Raw genomic sequence first — 5,721 nt, forward strand, 5'->3', positions numbered from 1 at the left:
ACGGTGGGTGGGTTCGTGTCGCATATCCGACAGCCTATGTCGACATGCGGACAATCTGCCCGGGATTGCCGTCTCCGAGATGTAAATCGGGCCGCTCGGGGAGCACGATGGTCTCCGAGCCGGACCGCAGACAGACCTGTCTGCGGTCTGCTGTCCGGTCACGCCGGACGAGCCCACGACATTGGAGGTCGCATGACAGCGAGGACGGCGGTGACGCTCTCGCACCTCGACGCACTCGAGGCCGAGTCCGTCCACATCTTCCGCGAGGTAGCCGCGCAGTTCGAACGCCCGGGGATGCTGTTCTCCGGCGGCAAGGACTCCGTGGTGATGTTCCACCTGGCGCGCAAGGCGTTCTGGCCCGCGCCCATGCCGTTCCCGCTCATGCACGTCGACACCGGTCACAACTTCGACGAGGTCATCGAGTACCGGGACCGGGTGGTCGAGGAGACCGGGGTCCAGCTGCTCGTGTCGTACGTCCAGGACGACATCGACGCCGGCCGCGTGGTCGAGGAGACGGGCGTCGGCACCAGCCGTAACCGACTCCAGACCGCCGCCCTGCTGCGCGGCATCCAGGAGAACCGCTTCGACGCCGTGTTCGGCGGCGCCCGCCGCGACGAGGAGAAGGCCCGCGCCAAGGAGCGCGTCTTCTCCTTCCGTGACGCGTTCGGCGCCTGGGACCCGCGCGCACAGCGCCCCGAGCTGTGGAAGCTGTACAACGGCAACCACCGCAAGGGCGAGCACATCCGGGTGTTCCCGCTGTCCAACTGGACCGAGCTGGACATCTGGCAGTACATCGAGCGGGAGGACATCGACCTGCCGCCGATCTACTACGCGCACCAGCGCGAGGTGATCGAGCGCGACGGGATGCTCCTGGCCAAGACGCGGTTCCTCGAGACCCTCCCGGGCGAGGAGGCGCGCACCGAGCTCGTCCGTTTCCGCACCGTCGGCGACGCCACCTGCACCGGGTGTGTGGAGTCCGACGCCGCCGACAACGCCGCCGTCGTGGCCGAGGTCGCGGGGACCCGCGTCACCGAGCGCGGCGCCACCCGTGCCGACGACCGGATCTCCGAGGCCGGCATGGAAGACCGCAAGAAGGAAGGCTACTTCTGATGAGCTCCGCCACCACGGCATCGTCCGCGACCAGCGGGCCGACGCTCGCCACCGCCTCGACTCTCACCCCGGAGCAGTTGAGCACCATGTCCGAGCACGCCCAGCTGCTGCGCATCGCCACCGCGGGGTCGGTCGACGACGGCAAGTCGACCCTCATCGGGCGCCTGCTCTACGACTCCAAGGGGATATTCGAGGACCAGCTCGCCTCGATCGAGGCCACCTCGGCCAAGCGCGGTGACGAGTACACCGACCTCGCGCTGCTCACCGACGGGCTGCGCTCCGAGCGCGAGCAGGGCATCACGATCGACGTGGCCTACCGCTACTTCTCGAGCCCGCGCCGCAAGTTCATCATCGCCGACACCCCGGGCCACGTGCAGTACACGCGCAACATGGTCACGGGCGCCTCGACGGCCGACGTGGCGATCATCCTGGTCGACGCCCGCAAGGGGGTGCTGGAGCAGACGCGCCGGCACGCGTTCCTCTCCGCGCTGCTGGGCATCCCGCGCCTGGTCGTGGCCGTCAACAAGATGGACCTGGTCGACTACGACGAGGCCACCTACGAGGCCATCCGCTCCGAGTTCACCGACTTCGCCGCCAAGCTCGAGGTCCACGACGTGACGTTCGTGCCGCTGTCCGCGCTCAAGGGCGACAACGTGGTCGACCGCAATGATTCGATGCCCTGGTACACGGGGCCGGCCCTGCTCGACCATCTCGAGAACGTGCACATCGCCTCGGACCGCAACCTGACCGACGTCCGGTTCCCGGTGCAGTACGTGATCCGCCCCCAGCGCGCCGACGGCCTGGACCACCGGTCCTTCGCCGGCACGGTCGCCGGGGGCATCATGAAGGTCGATGACGAGGTTGTGGTCATGCCGTCCGGTCGGCAGTCCACCATCAAGGCCATCTGGGGCCCGGGCGGCGCGGAACTGGACGAGGCGGCGGCACCGGCCGCGGTGACCATCGCACTCAACGACGAGATCGACATCGTCCGCGGTGAGATGATCGCCCGACCCGGCAACCGCCCGCACCAGGGCACGGAGCTGGAGGCCATGGTCTGCTGGTTCGCCGACGACTCCACGCTCACGCCCAACAAGCGGTACGTCGTCAAGCACACCACCCGCGACACCAAGGCGATCGTCACGGGCCTGGAGTACCGGCTCGACATCAACACCCTGCACCGCGACCCCGACTCCACCGAGCTGGGGCTCAACGAGATCGGCCGCATCGGCCTGCGCACGCAGACCCCGCTGATGTACGACCCGTACCGCCGTAACCGCGACACCGGCGCGTTCATCCTCGTGGACGAGCTCACCGGCAACACCGTGGGCGCGGGCATGATCATCGGCCCCGCCACCACCGGTTCCAACGTGGTGTGGCACGCCGGCGCCGTCCAGCGCGGAGACCGCGGGCAGGGTCGCACGCTCTGGCTCACGGGACTGTCGGGCTCGGGCAAGTCCACGGTCGCCTCCGAGGTGGAGCGGCTGCTCATCGAGTCCGGGCACCCCGCCTACATCCTCGACGGCGACAATCTGCGGCACGGCCTCAACGCCGACCTCGGGTTCTCGGCCTCCGACCGGGCGGAGAACATCCGCCGCACCGCGGAGGTGGCGGCGCTGTTCGCCGACGCCGGCGTCGTCGTCATCTGTTCCCTCATCTCCCCGATGCGCGCCGACCGCGACAAGGCGCGCAGCGTCCACGCCGCGGCCGACCTGCCCTTCACCGAGGTGTTCGTGGACACCCCGTTGGCCGAGTGCGAAGCACGTGACCCCAAGGGGCTCTACGCCAAGGCGCGGGCGGGAGAGATCCCCGAGTTCACCGGCGTGTCCGCGCCCTACGAGCCGCCGCTGACCCCCGACCTGCACATCCGGCCGGAGGACGGCACCGCGGAAGAGGTGGCTCAGCGGATCGTCAGCTCGATCCTCGGGGTCTGACCCGGTGCCGGAGGCGCTCTGGACCTACGACTCGCTGGGTCTGCTGGTCGTCAGCGCGGTGATCGGCGTGGTCATAGGTCTGACGGGGATGGGCGGCGGGGCGTTGATGACGCCCGCGCTCATCCTCGTGGGGATCCCGCCCACCGCCGCCGTGGCCAACGATCTGGTGGTCAACGCGGTGAACAAGGTCATCGGGGCCGGCGTGCACTGGAAGCACGGCAAACCCAACCTGAAGATCGCGTTCTGGCTGATCCTGGGTTCGGTCCCGACGGCCTATCTGGGGGCCTGGCTGGTGCACGCGGTGGGAGCCGACGACGTCCAGGGGCTGCTGAAGAAGGCGATCGGCGGCACGCTCATCGTGGCGTCCTCCGCCTATTTCCTGCGCGCGTTCTTCGAGATGGCCGGCAAGATCCGTACGGGCAGCGACCCGAACCCGCCCGTCAAGCCGCTGATCACCCTGCTGGTCGGAGTCATCGGCGGGCTGATGGTGGGCATCACCTCGGTGGGTTCCGGCACGGTCATCATGATGTGCATCATGCTGCTGTACCCGACCCTGGCCGCGCTGCGGCTGGTGGGCACCGACCTCGTGCAGGCGGTCCCGCTGGTGATCGCGGCGGCGATCGGCCACGTGATGGTGACCGGCGTCGACTGGAACCTTCTGGTGCCCCTGCTGATCGGCGGGGCGATCGGGACGTACGTCGGGTCGAAGTTCGCCGGACGGGTGCCGCAGGGACTGATCCGGCGGGGCATCACCATCGTGTTGGCGGTCACCGCCTCGGCGATGCTCGGGGCCTCGCCTGCACTGATCGGCGCCATCGCGCTGGTGCTGGTGACGGTCGGGCCGCTGGTGTGGCGGGCGCTGGTGCGCAGGTATTCGGTGCACCTCGACGAGCCGATCAGGCGGGCCCGGACCCGCGTCTGACCGGTCCCGCCCCTCACCTCGTCCGGCCGCGCGTACGGGCCACCAGTCCGGTCAGGTGGTCGTGACGAGTACCGGATCGGGCGTCCGCTCACGGCGGACGGCGCGGACGGCGTGGACCACCAGTGCGATCCATGCCAGGAACAGCGTCCCCAACACCGGCGCGATCACCAGTGCGGGGGCGCCGGTGGAACTCAGCAGGGTGAACGTGTTGGTGATGATGATGAGTCCGCCGGCGGCCGTACCCAGGACCCGCGGCGACAGGTGGCGCACCATCCAGGCGGCGAACGGCGCGGCGATCACGCCGCCGACCAGCAGCGCGGCCGCGAACGCCCAGTTGATGCCCGCGGCTCCGAGGCCGAAGAGGAAGCCGATGGAGGCGCTCACCGCCACCACGAACTCCGAGGCGCTGATCGAGCCGACCACCTTGCGCGGCTCCACTCGGCCCGACGAGAGCAGGGTGGTCGTTCCGACCGGGCCCCATCCGCCGCCGCCGAACGCGTCGAGGGTTCCGCCGACGAAGCCGAGGGGCACCAGGAGGCGCGCCGAGATGCGGCCGGAGAACTGGGGCCGCCTGCCGCCGAGCCGCAGGAAGCGGTAGAGGACGTAGAAGCCCAGGGCGAGCAGGAGCGCGGCGACGATGGGCTTGGCGACCGCGCTGGACAGCGAGGTGAGCGCCGTCGCGCCGATGAAGGCGCCCACCGCGCCCGGGCCGGCGAGGATCGCGACGATCCGCCAGTCCACGTTCCCGAATTTGTGGTGGGAGACCCCCGAGGCGAGTGTGGTGCCGATCTGGGCGAAGTGCACGGCCGCAGACGCGGCGGCGGGGGCGATCCCGGCGGCCACGAGGATGGTCGTCGAGGTGACGCCGTATCCCATGCCGAGCGAGCCGTCGACCAGCTGGGCCAGGAGTCCGGCGAAGCCGAGGACGATCAGGGTGGGCACGGGGGGATCCTCCGACGTCGGTCGATGACACTGTCACTCCCGGTGGCCGCCTGTCGGGCGGAGGGAGAGACCCTCCGGCCATTAAGGCATTAAACCGAGCTGTTCAGTAGACATTAACACCCGCCTGCGGGTGGGGGCCACCAGTGCGGGCAGCCGACCCGCGGGTCCGGGTGACGAGCGGGGGCCCGTACCCGGTGGGGTCTGGTGGGTCAGCGTGTTCGCGGCCCGGCGGTCAGCGGGGCTCCCAGGCGTCGTCGTCGAGGGTGAGTGCGTGGACATCGGGGGGCAGCCGGCCCTCGGCGAGGTCGGACAGGGAGACCGCGTCCATGACCCGCCGCAGGGAGGCCCTCGAGGCGATCCACACGTGCTGGAGGATCGAGGCGCGCTCGTTGTAGTCGACCGCCTCCGGGCGCACGTCGTAGACGCTGACGAGGGGACCGTCGACCGCGCGCAGGACATCCGCCACGGTGACGGCCCCCGCGTCCTGGGCGAGCGTCCATCCGCCGGTCTTGCCCCGTCGACTGGCCACGATGCCGGCCCGGCGCAGGTCCGACAGGATGGACTGCAGGAACCCGTGCGGTATGTCCTGCAGCCGCCCCAGTTCCTCGGCGCTGATCGGGTTCTCGCGGGGACCGTCGCCACCGTGATCCCGCTGCGCGTTCGCGAGTTCGACGAGCGCCCGCAGCGCGTAGTCCGATTTCGCGGTGACCCTCATGGGGACAGTCTCCCAGAGCGCCTCGCGCGCCGGGCGGGGGAGTGGCGAGGGGCGCCGGGCGGGCCCCCTATCCCCGCGCGGGCACGGGGTCGTGGGCCACG

5 protein-coding genes are annotated in these 5,721 nt (G+C 70.2%); 3 read left to right on the plus strand and 2 right to left on the minus strand.

The annotated features are described in order from the left end of the window. Positions 1-192: 192 nt before the first annotated feature. From cysD to G6028_RS06990, 3 genes are all read left to right on the plus strand, one after another. Positions 193-1,110, plus strand: coding sequence for a sulfate adenylyltransferase subunit CysD (cysD, locus tag G6028_RS06980; protein ID WP_095718176.1), 918 nt, complete (start codon positions 193-195; stop codon positions 1,108-1,110). An 86-nt stretch (positions 1,111-1,196) separates the two neighbouring features. After that, on the plus strand, positions 1,197-3,041 hold the full coding sequence (gene cysC, locus G6028_RS06985; protein WP_182658434.1) for an adenylyl-sulfate kinase: 1,845 nt from the start codon (positions 1,197-1,199) through the stop codon (positions 3,039-3,041). Between the two features lie 4 nt (positions 3,042-3,045). Beyond that, positions 3,046-3,963: a TSUP family transporter gene (locus tag G6028_RS06990; protein ID WP_182658431.1), complete on the plus strand. Its 918-nt coding sequence runs from the start codon at positions 3,046-3,048 to the stop codon at positions 3,961-3,963. Between the two features lie 51 nt (positions 3,964-4,014). On the opposite strand, the gene G6028_RS06995 is transcribed toward G6028_RS06990, so the two are convergent. Then, positions 4,015-4,905, minus strand: coding sequence for a TSUP family transporter (locus G6028_RS06995; protein WP_182658432.1), 891 nt, complete (start codon positions 4,903-4,905; stop codon positions 4,015-4,017). A gap of 232 nt (positions 4,906-5,137) precedes the next feature. After that, the gene (locus tag G6028_RS07000; RefSeq protein ID WP_182658433.1) at positions 5,138-5,620 is read right to left on the minus strand and encodes an RrF2 family transcriptional regulator; all 483 of its coding nucleotides are present in this window, start codon (positions 5,618-5,620) and stop codon (positions 5,138-5,140) included. Positions 5,621-5,721 lie beyond the last annotated feature (101 nt).

The organism is Dietzia cercidiphylli (assembly GCF_014145145.1).
GTDB classification, from domain to species: Bacteria; Actinomycetota; Actinomycetes; order Mycobacteriales; family Mycobacteriaceae; genus Dietzia; species Dietzia natronolimnaea.